The sequence below is a fragment of the Micromonospora sp. WMMD987 genome (genome assembly GCF_029581435.1).
Taxonomy (GTDB): Bacteria; Actinomycetota; Actinomycetes; order Mycobacteriales; family Micromonosporaceae; genus Micromonospora; species Micromonospora rifamycinica.
The window spans coordinates 4,264,891-4,278,808 of the sequence record NZ_CP120861.1 but is presented as its reverse complement, the minus strand read 5'-3'; the positions used below and the strand labels follow the sequence as shown (position 1 = coordinate 4,278,808).

General features: G+C 73.9%; 16 protein-coding genes. 11 read left to right on the top strand and 5 right to left on the bottom strand.

All coding sequences use genetic code 11. The annotated features are described in order from the left end of the window. Positions 1-10: 10 nt before the first annotated feature. Positions 11-865, top strand: coding sequence for an SAM-dependent methyltransferase (locus tag O7612_RS18125; protein WP_282265765.1), 855 nt, complete (start codon positions 11-13; stop codon positions 863-865). 54 nt (positions 866-919) lie between these two features. Here the strand turns inward: O7612_RS18125 and O7612_RS18120 are convergent, their stop codons facing one another. Beyond that, positions 920-1,738, bottom strand: coding sequence for an MOSC N-terminal beta barrel domain-containing protein (locus O7612_RS18120; protein ID WP_282265763.1), 819 nt, complete (start codon positions 1,736-1,738; stop codon positions 920-922). A 75-nt stretch (positions 1,739-1,813) separates the two neighbouring features. On the opposite strand from O7612_RS18120, the gene O7612_RS18115 reads away from it, so the two are divergent. The 3 genes from O7612_RS18115 (at position 1,814) to O7612_RS18105 (ending at position 4,652) form a co-directional block, all read left to right on the top strand. Continuing rightward, positions 1,814-2,617 carry a DedA family protein gene (locus O7612_RS18115; RefSeq protein WP_282265761.1) on the top strand — a complete coding sequence of 268 codons (804 nt, stop codon included), beginning with the start codon at positions 1,814-1,816 and terminating at the stop codon, positions 2,615-2,617. Between the two features lie 93 nt (positions 2,618-2,710). Then, positions 2,711-3,646, top strand: coding sequence for a hypothetical protein (locus O7612_RS18110; protein ID WP_282265760.1), 936 nt, complete (start codon positions 2,711-2,713; stop codon positions 3,644-3,646). 34 nt (positions 3,647-3,680) lie between these two features. Further along, complete coding sequence (locus O7612_RS18105; RefSeq protein WP_282265759.1) at positions 3,681-4,652, top strand: pirin family protein; 972 nt, start codon at positions 3,681-3,683, stop codon at positions 4,650-4,652. Between the two features lie 347 nt (positions 4,653-4,999). Here O7612_RS18105 and O7612_RS18100 read toward each other — a convergent pair whose 3' ends face one another. After that, on the bottom strand, positions 5,000-5,272 hold the full coding sequence (locus O7612_RS18100) for a DUF2795 domain-containing protein (RefSeq protein WP_282265758.1): 273 nt from the start codon (positions 5,270-5,272) through the stop codon (positions 5,000-5,002). A 326-nt stretch (positions 5,273-5,598) separates the two neighbouring features. On the opposite strand from O7612_RS18100, the gene O7612_RS18095 reads away from it, so the two are divergent. The 5 genes from O7612_RS18095 to O7612_RS18075 all read left to right on the top strand — a co-directional run bounded on the left by O7612_RS18095 (position 5,599) and on the right by O7612_RS18075 (position 9,274). Continuing rightward, positions 5,599-6,012 carry a DUF2267 domain-containing protein gene (locus O7612_RS18095; protein ID WP_282265757.1) on the top strand — a complete coding sequence of 138 codons (414 nt, stop codon included), beginning with the start codon at positions 5,599-5,601 and terminating at the stop codon, positions 6,010-6,012. A 467-nt stretch (positions 6,013-6,479) separates the two neighbouring features. Beyond that, positions 6,480-7,499 carry a TerC/Alx family metal homeostasis membrane protein gene (locus O7612_RS18090; RefSeq protein WP_282265756.1) on the top strand — a complete coding sequence of 340 codons (1,020 nt, stop codon included), beginning with the start codon at positions 6,480-6,482 and terminating at the stop codon, positions 7,497-7,499. A gap of 101 nt (positions 7,500-7,600) precedes the next feature. Beyond that, positions 7,601-8,200, top strand: coding sequence for a sulfite oxidase-like oxidoreductase (locus tag O7612_RS18085; protein WP_348774236.1), 600 nt, complete (start codon positions 7,601-7,603; stop codon positions 8,198-8,200). 1 nt (position 8,201) lies between these two features. Beyond that, positions 8,202-8,963 carry a ferredoxin reductase gene (locus O7612_RS18080; protein ID WP_282265754.1) on the top strand — a complete coding sequence of 254 codons (762 nt, stop codon included), beginning with the start codon at positions 8,202-8,204 and terminating at the stop codon, positions 8,961-8,963. A gap of 17 nt (positions 8,964-8,980) precedes the next feature. Further along, a complete protein-coding gene (locus tag O7612_RS18075) occupies positions 8,981-9,274 on the top strand; it encodes a DUF6510 family protein (protein ID WP_282265753.1) in 294 nt (97 codons plus the stop codon). A gap of 96 nt (positions 9,275-9,370) precedes the next feature. Here the strand turns inward: O7612_RS18075 and O7612_RS18070 are convergent, their stop codons facing one another. Next, a complete protein-coding gene (locus tag O7612_RS18070) occupies positions 9,371-10,456 on the bottom strand; it encodes a hypothetical protein (protein ID WP_282265752.1) in 1,086 nt (361 codons plus the stop codon). Between the two features lie 219 nt (positions 10,457-10,675). Here O7612_RS18070 and O7612_RS18065 point away from each other — a divergent pair, with 219 nt between their 5' ends. Continuing rightward, positions 10,676-11,977: an NAD(P)/FAD-dependent oxidoreductase gene (locus tag O7612_RS18065; protein ID WP_282265751.1), complete on the top strand. Its 1,302-nt coding sequence runs from the start codon at positions 10,676-10,678 to the stop codon at positions 11,975-11,977. A 90-nt stretch (positions 11,978-12,067) separates the two neighbouring features. Here the strand turns inward: O7612_RS18065 and O7612_RS18060 are convergent, their stop codons facing one another. Further along, the gene (locus O7612_RS18060; RefSeq protein WP_282265750.1) at positions 12,068-12,907 is read right to left on the bottom strand and encodes a fused MFS/spermidine synthase; all 840 of its coding nucleotides are present in this window, start codon (positions 12,905-12,907) and stop codon (positions 12,068-12,070) included. Positions 12,908-13,101: 194 nt separating this feature from the next. Between O7612_RS18060 and O7612_RS18055 the strand changes: the two genes are divergently transcribed. Then, positions 13,102-13,416 carry a hypothetical protein gene (locus O7612_RS18055; RefSeq protein WP_282265749.1) on the top strand — a complete coding sequence of 105 codons (315 nt, stop codon included), beginning with the start codon at positions 13,102-13,104 and terminating at the stop codon, positions 13,414-13,416. A gap of 60 nt (positions 13,417-13,476) precedes the next feature. Here the strand turns inward: O7612_RS18055 and O7612_RS18050 are convergent, their stop codons facing one another. After that, complete coding sequence (locus O7612_RS18050) at positions 13,477-13,830, bottom strand: STAS domain-containing protein (protein WP_282265748.1); 354 nt, start codon at positions 13,828-13,830, stop codon at positions 13,477-13,479. Positions 13,831-13,918: the final 88 nt, after the last annotated feature.

Here is a 13,918-nt window from a genome sequence, read left to right as displayed (position 1 = left end):
GCACGGAGTCATGGAGGACCCGGTGACCACCGATGCCCCGACGGGCGCCGCCCCGCACCCCAGCGACCGGATCGACACCTCGGTCGCACACCCGGCCCGCCGGTACAACTACTGGCTCGGTGGCAAGGACAACTTCCAGGCCGACCGGGACTCCGGGGACGCGATGGCGGCGGCCTTCCCGACCGTCCGTACCGCCGCCCTGGAGAACCGCCGGTTCCTGCAACGTGCGGTCGCCCACCTCGCCCGGGAAGCGGGCGTCCGGCAGTTCCTGGACATCGGCACCGGCATCCCGACGGCGAACAACACCCACGAGGTGGCACAGGCCGTCGCACCGCGGTCCCGGGTGGTCTACGTCGACAACGACCCGATCGTGCTGGCCCACGCCCGCGCGTTGCTGACCAGTTCGGCGGAGGGCGCCACCGCCTACATCGACGCCGACCTGCGGGATCCAGAGAAGATCCTGCGCCACCCCGAACTGCGGCGCACCCTCGACCTGGGGCAGCCGGTCGCCCTGATGCTGGTGGCCATCCTGCACTTCGTGCCGGACCCGGACGACCCCTACGGTGTGGTCCGCCGGTTGCTCGCCGAGCTGCCGCCGGGCAGCTACCTGGCCGCGTCGCACGCCACCTTCGACCACCTCGCCCCCGAGGTGGCCGAGGAGGCCCGGGAGGCGACCCGGGTCGGCAACGCGCCCGGCATGATCAATCTTCGTGGCCGGGACGACGTCGCCCGCTTCTTCGACGGCCTGGACCTGGTGGAGCCCGGCCTCGTCTCGGTGGCCGAGTGGCGGGCCGCGGCCGAACCGCAGCCCCGTCCCACGGCGGCCGAGGTGAGCATGTACTGCGGCGTCGCCCGCAAGCCCTGACGGCCCTCCGGTCGCGCCGGGTGGGCCCGGCGTGGCGGGGCCGCCGGCCGGCGGTCAGACCGGCTCGACCCGGTCCCCGGTGGCGACCCGGCCACCCCGCACCACCACCGCGTACGCCCCGACGCAGGGCTGCGCCCCCATCCCGGGCAACGGGACCACCCGGTTGCGTCGGAGGGGCCGCCGGAGCGCCTCCGGATCACGGGGGAGCGCGCCGTGCGCCAGGGTGGGCACCGCGCACCGGGGCGTCGGCGCCAGCACCCGCAGCACCACCTCCGCGCCGATCCGCAGCTCCCGACCCGCCCACCCGTTCTCCACGAAACCCGTCGCGTCGGTGGACACGACCAGGTTGGGCCGGTAGCGGGGCACCGCCGTCGGGGGCAGACCGAGCGCGTCCAGGCTGGCCGTGGTGACCAGGTGCAGCGGCGCGAAGTCGACCAGGCTGCCGGCCGGGGCGGCGCCGCCCAGCGGGTTGCCGGTCACCGGGACGTCGGCGTCGGGTCCGTCGGCCAGCACCGCGTCCGGGTCGGCCCGGTCCAGCAGGGCGTCGGCGGGCACGGTGGCGGTGAGCGTGACCGCCCGGCCGAGCAGCCGGGACAGCGCGGCGTCCAGACGGGCGTCGGGACAGGTGTGGACGCTACCGTCGGGGAGGGTGAGGCGGACCCGCCCGGGGGCGTCGCCGGTCGCCCGGACACCGAGCAGTGCCGACCACGGCCGGGGTCGCTTCGCGCTGCCGACCCGTCCGGTCTCCCGGTCCAGCAGGGCGAGCCGACGGTCACCGGCCACGCCGCGACCGTCCACCGTGGTGTCGGTGAGCCGTTCGCCCAGCATCGACTTGACCGGGTACCGCCACAGCTGGGTCACCTGTCCGTGCACGGGTCCACGCTAACCGGCGCGGGGCGGCCGGTCGGTCCCGTGGTCGATTCGTCGACCGGCTCGTAACGTTGTCGGATGATCACACGCTCGCTGGCGCTCGGTCCCCGTACGGTCGTGTCCGCCGCCGAGCCGTCGTCCGAGGGGCCGGTGGGTTACGTCACCGGTCTGGTGGAGCGGCTCGGTGGGCCGGGCGCGGGGCTGGCGGTGGCGTTGGAGAACCTCTTCCCGCCGATTCCGAGCGAGGTGATCCTGCCGCTGGCCGGCTTCGCCGCCGCCCAGGGGCGGATCAGCCTGGTCGGGGCGATCCTCTGGACCACCCTCGGGTCCGTGGTCGGTGCCTGGGTGCTGTACGGCATCGGCGCGGCGCTGGGCCGCGACCGGATGCGGGCGGTGGCGGCCCGGCTGCCGCTGGTGAAGCTGAGCGACGTGGACCGTACCGAGGCGTGGTTCCTCAAGCACGGGGTCAAGGCGGTGTTCTTCGGACGGATGATCCCGATCTTCCGCAGCCTCATCTCCGTCCCGGCCGGGGTGGAGCGGATGCCGGTTCCGACGTTCCTGCTCTACACCACGCTGGGCAGCCTCATCTGGAACACCACCTTCGTGCTGGCCGGTTATCTCCTCGGTGACAACTGGCACGTCGTCGAGGAGTACGTCGGGTCGTTCCAGCGGGTCGTGATCGTGGTCTGCGTCGCCGTCGCCGGCTGGTTCGTGGTCAGCCGGATCCGTGCCGCCCGCTCCGCCCGCGCCGCCCGTGCCGACGCCCCGGCCGCCGAACCCCTGCCCGGTGTCGATCCCGTGGAGCGGTCGGACCGGGACGGGGGTACTCCGTACCGGGGGACCGTCTACCGGGGCGGGGTCTGGGGGCGGGACACCGACTGAGCGGGGCCGGCGGCCGAGCCGGGCATGGGTGGAGTGATCCGTTCCGGCTGCCCGTACGTAGTGCTGGGTGGGGGACCGGACAGGGGAGGCACGATGGCGGAGCCGGATCAGGGTTACCGTCCGACGGCGGGCGGACAACGACCGGTCTTCGAGCCGGTGATCGAGGTGACCGGCGACCCGGTCGGGGCCGAGGTGACCGGCGACCCGGCAGGCGACCGGCCACCCCGGTCGCCGTGGCCCCGTGGGGCGCGGTGGCTGGCCGCCGCCGCGGCGCTGGTGGTCGCGCTCGGTGCGGTCGCGGTGGTGGTGACCATGGCGAACCCGGACCGGCTGGGGGTGGTCTTCTCCGGGGGAAGTGACGCGCCGCCGGTGACGGTGGGCGTCGGACCCGGTGGCGCCGGTGCCGCCGAGACCGCCGGCGGGCGGGCCGCGACCGCGCCGGTCGGCGGGTTGCGCCGGGCGACCTTCGAGCTGATGGACGGGGTGACCTCGTTCCGGCTGCGCGCCGACGACCTCGGTGCCGACCTGTACCGGATCAGCAGCCCGGCCGACGCGGGCCTGACCCCCCGGCCCGAGGTGTCCGGTGACCGGGTGCAACTGCGGGTGACCCGGCGGGACGAGCCCGGCCGGGGTGTCGTCGACGTGGTGCTCAACTCGCGGGTGACCTGGCGGCTACGGCTGATCGGCGGGGTCAGCGACCATGTCCTCGACCTGTCCGCGGCACGGCTGTCCGGGGTGGAGCTGATCGGCGGGGCGGCCCGGGTCGACCTGCGGCTACCGCCGACGAAGGGTACCCGCACCGTACGGATGACCGGCGGCGTCAACCAGTTCGTGGTCCGGGCACTCGACGGCCCACCGGTCCGGATCCGGGCCAGCGCCGGCGCCGGCAGCGTCGTCTGGTACGGCGACCGGCGGGACGGGTTGGCCCGGGGGGCCACGGTCGGCTCGGCGGACTGGGACCGGTCGCCCGATCGGCTCTACCTCGACCTCGTGGCCGGTGCCAACACGGTCACCGTCGTCGAGGACTGAGGTGCCGCGGCGGGAGCGGGCATAGAGTCGGCTGGTGGACCGTACCGAATCGTTGCCGGCGCAGACCCGACCACCCGGCGTCGTCCCCGAGGATCCGGGCAGCGTGCTGCTGCCCGGCCACGACGTGCCACTGGGGCGTTACACCACGGTGCGCCGGCTGCTGCCGCAGCGGGTGCGTCGGATGGTCGGGGCGTGGTGCTTCGTGGACCACTTCGGCCCGGACGACGTCGCGCGGCGGCCGGGAATGGAGGTGCCGCCGCATCCACACACCGGCCTTCAGACGGTGACCTGGCTGCTCGACGGCGAGGTCGTGCACCGGGACAGTCTCGGCAACATCCAGCCGATCCGGCCCGGCCAGCTCAACGTGATGACCTCCGGACACGGCATCGCCCATTCCGAACGCTCACCCGTCACCCGACCGCCGGTGATGCACGGCGTGCAACTGTGGGTGGCGCTGCCCGACCCGGCGCGGGCCGGCGCGGCCGACTTCGCCCACCATTCCGACCTGCCCCGGTGGCGCGACGGCGACTGGGACCACACCCTGCTCGTCGGTGAGCTGGCCGGTGAGAGGTCCCCGGCGGTGGTGCACACCCCGCTGCTCGGCGCGCAGCTGGAGGCGCGCGGCCCGGCGCCGGCGACACTGCGGCTGCGGTCCGGTTTCGAGTACGCCCTGTTGGCGGTGTCCGGCCGGGCCCGGGTGGACGGGCTGGCCCTGGAGCCCGGTGCGCTGCTCTACCTGGGGGCGGGGCGGGACCGGCTGACCGTGGCCGCCGACCCGGGCAGCCGGCTGATGCTGCTCGGCGGTGAGCCGTTCGACGAGCCGCTCGTCATGTGGTGGAACTTCGTCGGCCGCTCGCACGAGGAGGTGGCCAACGCCCGGGAGGACTGGATGGCCGGGCGTCGCTTCGGCACGGTCGCCGACGACGCGGCCCCGCCGCTGCCCGCCCCGGCGATGCCCGGCGTCCGGTTGAAGGCCCGGGGCCGGCGGGGTGACCTGCACGACTGAGCAGGTGGCGCGGGTGGTGTGCTCGCCCACAGTATTGCCGGAAATCAGCCGGACGGATGATGGTGTGTCATAAGCTGATCGTGGCAGCGATGCCCACCCGGTTCGGGTGGCCACCCGGCAGCTGGCCGGTGAACAGGCACGCGTGCGCCCCAGGTCGCGGTTCGCGACCCGGGGCGCCCGCCTTCCCGGCCCCTGCCCGCTGTGCACTCTCCGCGCGCGTCCCCCGCGTCCCCGCATGCCCCGTTGGTCGAGAGGTCCGCGTCAGATCTCTCGCGGTGGGTGACGGGAACCTCTCGATCAACGGGAAGGGGGAGCATGTTGATCAACGGGGAGGGTGGGTTCGGGGGTCAGATGCTGCGGAGGTGCTGGGAGACCCGACGGGGGCGCTTGTTCCTCGCCTGGTGTGCCCGTTGGGGCGCGCTGATCCCCGGGGCGGCGTCGACGGCGGCGGAGCGGGCCACCTCGGCGTCATTGGCGTAGTCCACCGGTGGCAACGCCCGCAACGCCCCCAGCACGTCCGGCGGTGCGCCCTCCCGTTCGGCCTGGCGCACCACGGCGTCCTTCTCCGCGGGGTAGTCCAGGCCGGACAGGTACCGCAGGACGTCGCTCCGACTGGTCATCAGGTGAGCCTCCTCGCTCCTCGCTCCGCGTGGTCGGCACCGCTCCCGGGGCGGCTGATGGCCGGGCCGCCCCGGTCGCCCCTGATCCGTAGCCGGGATCGAGTGGGCGTGGTCGGGGCGTCGTGGCCGGCGGGCGGTTACCCGTCCGGTGGCCGGTCACGCGTCATCGGCGGCGGAAAATCCCCACCCGTCGGGCGCGTCGTCTCCGGACCGTGCCGGTCGGTCAGCCACCGGTGCGTCGTTTCCGGGTCGTGCCGGTGGGTAACCGACCGGCCCCGGCGCGACCGGTGGCTGATCGACCGGCCCAGGCTCGAAGGGAGCCCGCGATGGACTACGACACCTTCGTCGACCAGGTGGCGCGGCGGGTCCGCACCGGCCCGGATCGGGCCGTGATGGTGACGCACGCGACCCTGGCGACCCTCGCCGAGCGGCTGACCGGTGGCGACGTGCTCGACCTGGCGACGCAGCTACCGGTGCCGCTGCGCCTGGCCCTGCGGCCGGGTCCCGGCACCGAGGCGGCCGAGCGGTTCGGTGCCGCCGAGTTCGTCGCCCGGGTGGCGGAGCGGGGTGACCTGACCGAGCCGGCCGCCCGGGAGGCGGTGCGCGCGGTCCTCGTCACGGTCCGGGAGGCGGTCAGCGGCGGTGAGTTCGACGATCTGGTGACCCGGTTGCCGCGTGACTACCGGGATCTGGTGGAGCCGGCGCTCACCCCGGGTGTGACCGTGTCCCGTCGCGCCTGACCCGTCGGCTCCCAGCGCCGTCGCGGTCGACCCGCGAGGTTCGCGGCTGACCGATCGGGATTCTGCCGCTGGCGCGGCTGACCGGTCGGGATTCTGCCGCTGTCGCGGCCGGCCGATCGGGCTCCCGCCGCTGTCGCGGCTGACCGATCGGGCCCCCGCCGTCGTCGCGGCCGGCCGGCTCCCGTCGACACGGTGGCGGCGGTCGGCCCGGGTGCCGCAGCACTCCGGGAGGACCGGGTGGCGGAGGTGCCGGCACAGCCGTTGATCAGGGCAACCATGTCGTCGAGTCGGGTGCCCTGACTTGGCGGGTGCTCCCGACCTGGCCTAACCTGGACCGCACGAGGGGAGTACTTCCCACGAACCATTCCGGTCAGTACGGCGGGCCCCGGGTCCGCCTCGGGTGGTTGCCCACGGCGGATCGTGGGTGAAGGAGACCTCGAACATGGCACGGTGTTCGAGGAGGCTCCATGACCGATCTGTCATATCTTGCTGCCGGTGAGTTGTCGTCGGTGGGTACCCCGACCCTCTGGGCGGTGACCATCGTCGGGGTGCTCGCCCTGCTGGTGCTCGACTTCCTGGTCACCCGCCGGCCGCACGAGGTGTCGATCCGGGAGGCGCTGGGCTGGTCGGCGTTCTACATCGCGCTGCCGTTGGCCTTCGGCGGCTGGGTCTGGTCCCGGTACGGCTCCCAGCAGGGTGTCGAGTACCTGACCGGTTACCTGGTCGAGAAGTCACTCTCCGTCGACAACCTCTTCGTGTTCATGCTGCTGCTGGCCGCCTTCGCGGTGCCCGCGGTGCTCGCCCAGCGGGTGCTGCTCTACGGCATCGCCGGGGCGCTGGTGCTGCGCGCGGTCTTCATCGCCATCGGGGCGGCGGCGTTGCAGACCCTCGACTTCGCCTTCCTGCTCTTCGCCGTCATCCTGATCGCCACCGCGGTCAAGCTGCTGCGCGACGCCCTCTCCGGGCACGAGCAGGAGATCGACATCAACAAGATGCGGTCGGTGCGGCTGCTGCGCCGGTTCATGCCGGTGGTCGACGAGTACCACGGCACCCGGATGACGGTCCGGCAGCAGGGCCGGCGGGCGCTGACCCCGTTCGCCCTGGTGGTGGTCGCGGTGCTCGCCACCGACATCGTCTTCGCGGTCGACTCGGTGCCCGCCGTCTACGGCATCACCGAGGACCCGTACCTGGTCTTCGCCACCAACGCGTTCGCGCTGCTCGGGCTACGGGCGTTGTACTTCGTGCTGCACGCCGCGCTGAGCCGCCTGGTACACCTCAGCTACGGCCTGGCGATCATCCTGGCCTTCATCGGCGTGAAGCTCGGCCTGCACTGGGCGCACGGGATCTGGTCGGGGGTGCCGGAGATCCCGACGCTCGCGTCGCTCGGCGTCATCATCGGGGTGCTGGTGGTGGTCACCCTCACCAGCCTGCGGGCCACCCGCGACCGGGAACCCGGCGACGCCGAGGCGGTCACCGGGAAGCACTGACGGTACGCTTGCGGCGGCGGTCCGCGACGGGACCGCCGCCGTGGGCGTTCCGGTCCGCGGTAACCCTCCCGCCCCCGTCCCCGAGGTGGTACGACTGACGGGTGGGAATCGTGTCACCAGGCTTCCAGGGCCGACGTCGGTCGACCGGCCCGGACCTGCCGCCGGGGCAGTACCTGACCGAGGACTTCCCGGTGCTGTCCGCCGGGCCGACCCCCAGGGTTCCCCTGGACCGCTGGGAGTTCGTCCTCGCCACCGAGACCGGCGACGAGTTCCGCTGGTCCTGGGCGGAGCTGATGGACCTCCCGCAGGAGACCCCGACGGTGGACATCCACTGCGTCACCCGGTGGTCCAAGTTCGGCACCAGGTGGCAGGGCGTCTCGTTGGACGTGCTGCTCGACGGGGTGGACACCGCCGCCGACTACGCCCAGGCGCATTCGTACGGCGGCTACACCACCAACCTGCCGCTGGACGACCTGCGTGACGGGCAGGCCTGGGTGGTGCACGGCTACGACGGCGAGCCGCTGCCCGCCGAGCACGGCGGCCCGGCCCGGCTGCTGGTGCCGCACCTCTACTTCTGGAAGTCGGCCAAGTGGGTACGCGGCCTGCGGCTGACCGTCGAGGACGAGCCCGGTTTCTGGGAGACCGCCGGCTACCACGACTACGGCGACCCGTGGCGCGAGCAGCGCTACCAGGGCGACTGAGGTGACCGCGGCCGCCACGGGTGGCCGGGTGGCGAAGCCGTTGGGCTGGCGGGTGGCCCGGCTGGTGGAGCGCCGGGTCGAGACCCCCACCGCGCAGACCCTCATCCTGTCGGTGCCCGGCTGGCCGGGGCACCTGCCGGGGCAGCACGTCGACGTCCGGCTCACCGCCCCCGACGGCTACCAGGCGGCCCGGTCGTACTCGCTGGCCGGGCCGGCCGACGGCGACCGCATCGCGCTGACGGTGCAGCGGGTGCCCGACGGCGAGGTGTCGCCGTACCTGACCGACGCCTGGGCCGAGGGGGATCCGGTGGAGGTGCGCGGTCCGGTCGGCGGCTGGTTCGTCTGGCGGCCCGAACAGACCGCGCCGGTGCTGCTGGTCGCCGGCGGTTCCGGGGTGGTGCCGCTGATGGCGATGGTGCGCGCCCGCCGGGCCGCCGGTAACCGGGCGCCGTTCCGGCTGATCTACTCGGTCCGTACGCCGACGGATGTCATCTACGCCGACGAGCTGCGGACCCGCAACCGCGACGACCCGGGGCTGGACGTGACCCACGTCTACACCCGACAGGCTCCCGACGGGTGGCGGGGCGAGCCGCACCGGATCGGCCTGGCCGACGTGAACACCCACGGGTGGCCGGCGGAGCTGGAACCGCTCTGCTACGTCTGCGGGCCGACGGGTTTCGTGGAGACCGTCGCGGACCTGTTGGTGGGGCTGGGCCACCCGACCCGGCGGGTGCGCACCGAGCGGTTCGGACCGACCGGCTGACCGGCAAGGAGAACCCCATGACCGAGATGTCCTACCTGGACGGCAACATGCTCGACGGGCCGCTGCGCGAGCTGTTCGCGGTGGACCTGAGCGCGGCGACCGGGCGGTGCGCGTCGTGCGGCGCGACCGGCCCGATGGCCGACCTGCGCGTCTACACCCACGCCCCCGGTCTGGTGGGGCGCTGCCCGTCCTGCGCCGAGGTGATGGTGCGACTGGTCCGCGCGCCCGACCGGGCCTGGCTGGACCTGCGTGGCGTCACCTACCTCCAGGTGGCGCTGCCCACCGCGGAGCCGTTCCCCCGTCCCGTCTGACGCCGCCGCGCCCGCCCCGCCCCGCCGCCGTGCCCGCCCCGCCGCCGTGGCGCGTCGACGCCCGCCGGTCACCCCGGCGGGCGTCGACACCCGTGTTCAGATCCGGGAGGTGAAGGCGACCAGCGCCTGGTAGGGGGCGGGGTTGCCGGTGTTGTCGAAGCAGATCACGTCCACCGGGGCGTTCACCGCGTACGACCAGGGTTGGGTCAGGTTGCAGTAGTTCGGTCCGGGGCCCTGCGCGGTGACCTGGGCGTGCGTCTCCTTCTGGCCCAGCTGCGGGAAGGTGACCAGGTAGCGGCCGGCGGGCGCGAGCGGCGCGATGGTGTTGACGCCCACGCCGAGCTGCGAGTTGTCGTTGGTGGGGCCGCCCGCCGCGCTGGCCAGGTGACCGAAGAACGTCGGCGGGGCCAGCGACCCGACCACCGACCGCCCCCGGTGGTACGAGAGGGTGAAGTCGGTGTTCACCGGAGCCCCGGTCTGGTCGAAGCAGAACACGTAGACCAGCACGTCGGTGCCGGAGGCACCCCACCGGGCGACCGTGCACCGGCGTTGGCCGGCGTTCGGCTGGATCGCGGTGGCCTGCACGTTGCCGGCCAGCACCCCGGCCAGTCCGACCCCGGGCAGCTTCACCGACCACTGGCCGACCCCCAGCGGGGCCAGCGCGGCGGCGGCACCGGTCGACACGTACGACTGGACCAGCCCGCTGACGCCGCCCTGGACGTAGGCGTGCGCGGTGCCGGCCGGCAGCACCCCGGAGCTGGCGGTCCACAGCACGGTGAACCGGCTGTCGTCGCGGGTGCCGCCCGGCGCGAAGCACTGCACGTCGACGATCTCGTCGGCGCCCGACTGGAACCAGCGGACCACCGTGCAGTAGTGCCCGGCCCGGTCCACCGGCGTCACGTGCGGCACCCCGCGCGCACCGGCGCCGATCTGCGGGAAGCGCACCTGGAACCGGCCCGGCGCGAGTTTGACGCCGGTGGCCCAGGCGGCCGGGAAGGCGGTCTTCCAGGTTCCCCACTGCCGGGTGGTGTCCAGCACGGTCCAGCTGGTGACGGCGGGGTTGTCGACGTAGGCGAAGCCCCAGCGGTCCGCGGTGGCCGCCGCGGCGGGTGTGGTCGGCGCGAGCCCCACGGCCGCCACCAGGGCGGCCAGTGCGACGGCGACGACACGGCGAACTCTCATCTGTTCCTCCGATCGGTGGTGGTCGAACAGGAACTCAGCGTGAGTGGACGGCGTGCCCGAAGCAACGGTGTCGTCTACGCGATGTGACGACAGTCGGGAGCTTGTCACTGATGTATCAAATGGCCCGCCACGCCCTCGTCCGCCGCCCCGCTCCGGCCCGGCGGCGGACGAGGGCGTGGCGACACGTTTGTCGCGCTGGCCGTCGGGAAGGGAGCGGACATGACGAAACCTCGTGTGGTGATCGTGGGCGCCGGTTTCGCCGGTTACCACGCGGCGAAGACGTTGCGCCGGCTGGCCGGTGGGCGGGCCGAGATCGTGCTGCTCAACTCGACCGACTACTTCCTCTACCTGCCGCTGCTGCCCGAGGTGGCCGCCGGGGTGGTCGAGCCCAGCCGGATCTCGGTGCCGTTGACCGGCACCCTGCCCGGGGTGCGGGTGGTCGTCGGCGAGGCCGACCGGGTCGACCTGGCCAACCGCTGGGTCGGCTTCACCAACCCGGAGGGGGAGCGGGGCCAACTGGCGTACGACCGGCTGGTGCTCTCGGTCGGCAGCGTCAACAAGCTGCTCCCCATCCCCGGGGTGACCGAGTACGCCCATGGTTTCCGGGGCCTACCCGAGGCGGTCTACCTGCACGACCACGTGGTCCGCCAGATCGAGCTGGCCGAGCAGGCCGAGGACCCCGCCGAGCAGCAGGCCCGCGCCACCTTCGTGGTGGTGGGCGCGGGCTACACCGGCACCGAGGTCGCCGCCCACGGGCAGCTCTTCACCGACGCGCTGCGGGCGCAGCGGCCCCGGCTGACGGTCCGGCCCCGGTGGATGCTGCTCGACGTGGCCCCCCGGGTGCTGCCGGAACTCGACGAGCGGATGTCGCGGACCGCCGACCGGGTGCTGCGCCGCCGGGGGGTCGACGTGCGGATGGGCACCTCGGTCGCCGAGGCCACCGCCGACGGGGTGCGGCTCACCGACGGCGAGTACGTGCCGACCTGCACGCTGGCCTGGTGTGTCGGGGTACGCCCCGATCCGTTCGTGGCCGAGCTGGGCCTGCGCACCGAGAAGGGCCGGCTGGTGGTCGACGAGTACCTCAACGTCCCCGGGTTCCCCGAGGTCTACGCCTGCGGGGACGCCGCCGCCGTGCCGGACCTGACCCGCCCGGGCGGGATCTGTGCGATGACCGCCCAGCACGCGCAGCGGCAGGGCAAACTCGTGGCGCAGAACATCGCCGCGTCCTACGGGCAGGGTCGACGCCGCCCGTACAAGCACCACGACCTGGGCTGGGTGGTGGACCTGGGTGGCCGGGACGCGGCGGCGAACCCGCTGAAGGTGTCGCTGTCCGGCCTGCCCGCCAAGGCGGTGACCCGCGGCTACCACCTGTTGGCGATGCCCGGCAACCGGGCGCGGGTGAGCGCGGACTGGGTGCTGGACGCCGCGCTGACCCGGCCGGCGACGCAACTCGGCCTGGTCCCGGCCAACGCCGTGCCGCTGGAGAGTTCCTCACCCGAGGTGCCGGTGCGCAACCGCTGACCGGAAATGATCGGTATCCGCTGTCGGCTGTCGGCTGTCGGCTGTCGGATCCGGGCCGCCTGCGCCCCGATGTGCTGCCGCGACCGCCGGTCAGTCGGTGAGGTCGGCGTTCCGGGCCGGTCGGGCACCGCCGACGAAGCTATCCAGCGTGGCCCCGTGCAGCACCGCGCCGGGCACCCGGTCGGCGGCGACCCGGGTGGCCAGCCGCCGCACCGGTAGCCGTCCCGGCGTGCTGCCGCCGGCCAGCACCACGTTGCCGTACCGCCGGCCGCGCAGCATCCGTCGGTCGGCGACCAGGCAGACGTCGGCCAGGACCGCGCGCAGGGTGGCCACCTGGACCCGGGTGAACACCAGCGGCGGCAGGTCGGTGACGTTGACCAGGTAGCCGCCGCCCGGCCGCAGCACCCGGGCCACCTCGGTGACGAACTCCACGCCGGCCACGTGCGCCGGCATCCGGGCACCCCGGTAGACGTCGGCCAACACCAGGTCGTACGCCCCGTCGGGGGTGCGGCCGACCGCCTCCCGGGCGTCGGCGATCTCGACCCGCACCCCGGGTGGTGGCGCGGGAAGTTCCCGGTCGACCAGCGCGACCACGGCCGGGTTCCGTTCGACGACCCGCTGCGCCGATCCGGGGCGGGTCGCCGCGACGTACCGGGGCAGGGTCAGCGCCCCGCCGCCCAGGTGCAGCACGTCCAGCGGCCGGCCGGCGGGGGCCGCCAGATCGACCAGGGTGGCCATCCGACGGACGTACTCGAAGTGCAGGTGACGCGGATCGGTGACGTCGACGTACGACTGGGCGACGCCCCCGGCGAGCAGGATGCGCCCGGTCCGGCGGGCCGGGTCGACGACCAGCTCCAACCGGTCGTCGTCGCCCTCCCCGGCGGCGGTCCGGCCGGGGGCGTCGGCGGGTGGGGCGCCGGCAGGGTCCATGCCGGCACGGTAGCCCGGAACCGGTGGTGGAGGCCCGGCCGGGCGGCTCCGGGCGGGCCGTCCCCCGGCGCCGGCGGGGTGGGGGTACGCGGTGCCCCCGTTTCACTCGCCGGGGGTGAGGAGCGCTCACCCGTGGAGGGCAGATCATCGAGTCGACCGGAGGTCTTCCGAGGCACGCGGAAGGGTAGGTCGTCATGAAGAGGATCGTCGAGATCGTCCCGGCTCGTCCCGGCTGGTACTCGCGGTGGCAGATCGGCCCCGAGGTGACCCGCTGCTACCCGGTGAGTCTCTGGGCGCTGGTGGAGGAGGCCGACGGCTCGGGGCGTGAGGTGGTGGGCATGGACTGCGCCGGGCAGTGGCCCGGCGCGGAGGAGAACGAGTCGGGTGGGGGATTCGTCCGGTATCTGTTCCACCTCCCCGATTCCGGTGCCCCGGAGGACGTGGAGCCGCCGTCCCCCGCCGCCCTGCGGTCGGCCGGACCGCGACGGCAACCCGCGGTGGCCGCGTGACCACCCTCGGTATCCCACCGCAGCCGCACCCTGAGCCGGTCCCGGGACGCGCGGGGTGGCTCAGCCCACCTCGCGCTCGTTCTCGACGGCGCGCACCGTGGGCTGCTCCACGGTCAGCAACTCGGTCAGGCCGGTGCGGTCGAGGAGCTGCCGGAGCCGGTGGTTGACCCCGGTCAACCGGACCGTGCCGGCACCGCCCTGGCTCAGCACCACGAAGGCGCTCAGGCCCGACGAGTCGCACAGGCCGACCCCGTCGAGGTCGATCGTCAGCTCGGGGCAGCCTTCGGCACGGACCCCGGCCGCCGCGTCGACCAGCTCCGGCGCGGTGTCGAAGTCGAGGTCACCGGTCAGCCGTAGCCGGGCGTGGCCGGCATCGAGGCGGGTCACCTCGATCGACAGCAGCGGTGGACGCATGCCTCCATGTTCCCAGCAACCGGTGATCGGGAAACGCCCGGGTACACAGTGCCGCGCGGATCACCCGGGCGGGGCCACCGCCCGGGTG

Bases quoted from the DNA above. Each gene is read 5' to 3' on its own strand.
- O7612_RS18125 (WP_282265765.1), top strand. From the start codon at position 11: ATGGAGGACCCGGTGACCACCGATGCCCCGACGGGCGCCGCCCCGCAC.
- O7612_RS18115 (WP_282265761.1), top strand. From the start codon at position 1,814: ATGATCACACGCTCGCTGGCGCTCGGTCCCCGTACGGTCGTGTCCGCC.
- O7612_RS18110 (WP_282265760.1), top strand. From the start codon at position 2,711: ATGGCGGAGCCGGATCAGGGTTACCGTCCGACGGCGGGCGGACAACGA.
- O7612_RS18100 (WP_282265758.1), bottom strand. From the start codon at position 5,272: ATGACCAGTCGGAGCGACGTCCTGCGGTACCTGTCCGGCCTGGACTAC.
- O7612_RS18095 (WP_282265757.1), top strand. From the start codon at position 5,599: ATGGACTACGACACCTTCGTCGACCAGGTGGCGCGGCGGGTCCGCACC.
- O7612_RS18090 (WP_282265756.1), top strand. From the start codon at position 6,480: ATGACCGATCTGTCATATCTTGCTGCCGGTGAGTTGTCGTCGGTGGGT.
- O7612_RS18075 (WP_282265753.1), top strand. From the start codon at position 8,981: ATGACCGAGATGTCCTACCTGGACGGCAACATGCTCGACGGGCCGCTG.
- O7612_RS18070 (WP_282265752.1), bottom strand. From the start codon at position 10,456: ATGAGAGTTCGCCGTGTCGTCGCCGTCGCACTGGCCGCCCTGGTGGCG.
- O7612_RS18065 (WP_282265751.1), top strand. From the start codon at position 10,676: ATGACGAAACCTCGTGTGGTGATCGTGGGCGCCGGTTTCGCCGGTTAC.
- O7612_RS18060 (WP_282265750.1), bottom strand. From the start codon at position 12,907: ATGGACCCTGCCGGCGCCCCACCCGCCGACGCCCCCGGCCGGACCGCC.
- O7612_RS18055 (WP_282265749.1), top strand. From the start codon at position 13,102: ATGAAGAGGATCGTCGAGATCGTCCCGGCTCGTCCCGGCTGGTACTCG.
- O7612_RS18050 (WP_282265748.1), bottom strand. From the start codon at position 13,830: ATGCGTCCACCGCTGCTGTCGATCGAGGTGACCCGCCTCGATGCCGGC.